Source organism: Bacteroides sp. (assembly GCF_019417265.1).
GTDB lineage: Bacteria > Bacteroidota > Bacteroidia > Bacteroidales > Bacteroidaceae > Phocaeicola.
Window position 1 is genome coordinate 1 of record NZ_DXVR01000154.1, and the last position, 3,622, is coordinate 3,622.

3 protein-coding genes are annotated in these 3,622 nt (G+C 40.7%); all 3 read right to left on the reverse strand.

What is annotated here, in order from left to right; all coding sequences use genetic code 11:
* Window positions 1-287 precede the first annotated feature (287 nt).
* Window positions 288-1,127, reverse strand: coding sequence for a hypothetical protein (locus QZ379_RS12285; RefSeq protein ID WP_291565278.1), 840 nt, complete (start codon window positions 1,125-1,127; stop codon window positions 288-290).
* Window positions 1,128-1,136: 9 nt separating this feature from the next.
* Window positions 1,137-1,943 (reverse strand): DUF4377 domain-containing protein, encoded by an 807-nt coding sequence (locus QZ379_RS12290; RefSeq protein ID WP_291565281.1) that lies wholly within the window; start codon window positions 1,941-1,943, stop codon window positions 1,137-1,139.
* Window positions 1,944-2,247: 304 nt separating this feature from the next.
* Window positions 2,248-3,622: mobilization protein (locus tag QZ379_RS12295; RefSeq protein WP_291565282.1), on the reverse strand; the 1,375-nt coding region annotated here is incomplete at its 5' end.

Consider the following 3,622-nt stretch of genomic DNA (forward strand, 5'->3'; position numbering starts at 1 on the left):
CAGAGTGGTCGATTGCGGCGGTCTTGAAAACCGTTGTACTGCGAGGTACCGGGGGTTCGAATCCCTCTCTCTCCGCAATAAACACTGAAAATCAGTAAGTTGTAAAACAAACACCCAATTTTACACCCAAGAATGTAAAATTGGGTGTTTTTGTATTATTTAAGATGAAATGCATCTTTACTCAGAAAAAAGTGTCTGAATAAAACAAAGCCAACTAAAAGAACAATCAAGTTATGCTCTTTTAGTTGGCTTTTATATCAGTTTAATTGTCTAACTGCAGCAATGTATCAATCCAATATGTGTTCCGGAATGGATGTAGTACTTAATACTCCTGTAATTTGATAATTTGTATTGGGAGCAGTCAGCTTCATAGTAAAGTCTACTGGTGCAGGGCTTTTTGTATGGGCGTTATCAAAAAGTTCCTCCCATTTCACACCCAAAAATGCTTGAATAACACTGAATATCTGATTATTACCCATTATTTGAAAGTCGTAAGATGTTGTCGTGTCATTGTTGTCAGTAACGTTTTCTTCTCCATCGGTTTGGAATGTTAAACGCAATCCGGGTATGTCGTGCAGTTGTTCTTTCGAATCGGGGGTGATGAAGAACTCGTAACTGCCTTTCATTGTTGGTCGGTCATATAATGTCCCATGGAGATTGTCTCTAGCGAAGATATAGGACTCTTTTGCAGGATTGTTTATGAAAAATAGAGTTGTGTTGGCTTTTAATAGAGGATGATTACTTTCGTCTATCATGTATGACAAATAGCAATCTGTCACTTTCACTTCAACGGTTTCCACATCCTTGGTAATATTGTCGGTAATGGTCAGTGTTGTACTTCCCTTCTGCATACCATACAAATTGATGTGTCCTTTTCTGTCATCCTCCTTATCGTTGTATTTTGAGTAAATGGCATTCAATATATTTTCATCCTCTATTGCCAAACTAATATCGCCACTACCGTTTATTATAGGAATAGAAGTAGCATTGCGCTCCAATCGTACTTCATAGTATCTTTTCTCAAGACTGAACGGAGCAAATGTTTCATTTTCATTATTATCATCGCTGCAAGCCATAGCAAGCAGACACATGATAAAAAGAATCGGGTTGATAAGTTTATTCATCATGGTTATGTGTTATTGTTTCTTTATCGTAAATTCCAGCTTCTGAAGTCCTTTCTTATAGACATTGGCAAGGATGAGGGCGTAACGGAGTTCTTCGCCCGGCTTCATGGATTGGGTGATATGGGCAAACTCACTTTCAGGAATGACCTCCTTGAACATCGGACCGGATGATTCGTTGCGCACCAGCCGTATTTCATCCGTAAGCGGTGACAATACAAATGAATAGATTGCCATATAGGGTATTTTATTGAATTTTAGCCAATTCGGATCTGCCTTATCAAGAATACACTTTAACCAAATGCGGGCATTATCATAAGACGGAAGGCTGTGACCGTCGGCATAGGAAATTTCTCCATTCTCATTGACAATGATTTCCTTTTCTATGGCATATTTGTTAAAGGGGCACATATCATAGTACTCAATGTCTTCCTCTGAATTGATTTCTTTATCTACAGGTATCTCCGGCTTTGTGACAATACGGTCTTGAAGGATTCTCAACAGCAAATAGGTACGGTCTGGAGCATCCATGGGAGTATTGGCGAGAATGGTTCTCTCCACCGAAAGGTAATATTCATGTCCTCTTTCGTATGTAAACCATTTAATACTATTAAAGCCAAGTGGCTCCCATACTCCGGGATTGTCTTCAGACATAACAAGCATACACTCTACAGGAGTATCACTGCCCCATGGTATGTACGTACCTGTTTCGGCAGAAACGGACATCTTGATTTCATTGACAACATCTTTTGGCTCATCATCGCTGCAACCCACTGCAAGGAAGGCAGTGATTAAAAAGAATGGAATAATAAACTTATTCATATTCGTATAATTCCCTATTGGCTCTATTAGGCTATTAATTTTATATTGAAAAAACGTGAGCCAACTATGCCACGTCTAAGTGAAGGTCGTAGGAAACCTCTGATACAGATGTAACAATAGCAGCCCACGCTATATGCGTGAGAACCACTATGCTATCTCTTGTATCAGTTTGAAAGTTTCCTACGTTTTCACCTACAAGATAAACATAACGCTTCTTCTTTTTCTTATGTCATGGAGAGGATTAGCCCAATCCGAATACAAAATTAGTTATTTTATTGATGTTTTGCGATATAGAGAACAGAATTTATAACCTAAATCCTCTATTTTTTCTTGGCTCTTCTGTTTTTCGCAATCCTTCCTGTAGCTTCTCCCATTGTTCCCTGAACCATTCGCCTATCGGCTGTCTGTTTATGGTAAGTATCAGTTTGCTATCATCGGTTGGATTCTTTTCCACCTTGAAAATATCATTCTTGATTTCAAATCTTCGCCTATGCTCTTCAGAATAAATCCTACCATTGCACCTAATAGCTTCCTTTTTTGTCAAAAGACTGTTTATCATATCTTTGGTAAATCCGATGGCATAACATAGTCTTTCCATCCTCAACATTTCTTTGAGTAATGGAAACCAGTTGAACGCTTTTTCAAGAATGGTATTCAATCGTGATATTTCCTTGTCTTTGGTTTCAAGCTCTTGATTATGTATTCCTTGTAGGTTACGAATCTGCTTGCCGTGCTGTTCCTGCATTTGTTGCATCTTGGCTTTTAATTCATCAATACCCTTGTCACGCTTGGCAATTTCATGACGTAAATTCTCATTGGTTTGTTCCAAATCTTTCAATTTTCCGCTTCCGAAAAGAGAACCGACACCGCTTGCTATGGCTGTGGCTGCATCGGTAGCTGCGCTTTTGAGTTTGTCGGTGCGTATTTCCGATTTTACCTGTTTGAGTTCTTGCTCAGCAAGAGTTACTTGCTGCTTCTTGTGCCTTTGGGTTTCCTCTATACGTTGCAGTTCGGCTTTCTGTTTCTTTATGATGAAATCGTTACGTTCCAGATGTTCCTTGCCTGTTTCGGTTTTAGATTGTCCTCGTTCCATCAGGAGAATGTCAGAAGCCAAACTCTGCATTTCGGTCATATCTTCGTCATTGAGTTTACAGCTCTTTCCTGTATCGTGGTTCATCCAATCGAAAACGATATGAGCGTGATAATTCGGCTTGAACCACTTTCCATCAATTTGGAAACTCTCCCTATCTTCGGCTTCGGGTTGTCCGCTCAGCCAATGTCCTTCATCTTTGTGCAGGAAGATTTGCAGCGGAGTAATACCCCAGCGTTGTTTGCACTCCTCGCCAAATTTATGCACATCTGCCAATGTGGTGTCCGCTCTGATGAGCAACACCCCCTCACGGATAGGTGAACACCCTGCCACCTTGATGATTTTTCCGTTCTTGCCTTTGCGTTCACGTTCTTTCTCCTGCATGACACGTCCGGTCTTTTCCTTGACCATCCGTTTGATGTTGTCGTAATGTGTCCGCAATTCGGTAGTGCCGAAGTCAGGATTTACCCACTGCTCGTTATCGGTGGAAAGTTTGGAAACGACATAGATTCTGGACTCTCCGATGTTGCGCATGTACTCGGCAGTCCTTCGGTTGTGTGCCTCGCTCGATGCGATGTTGCAAGGCTTG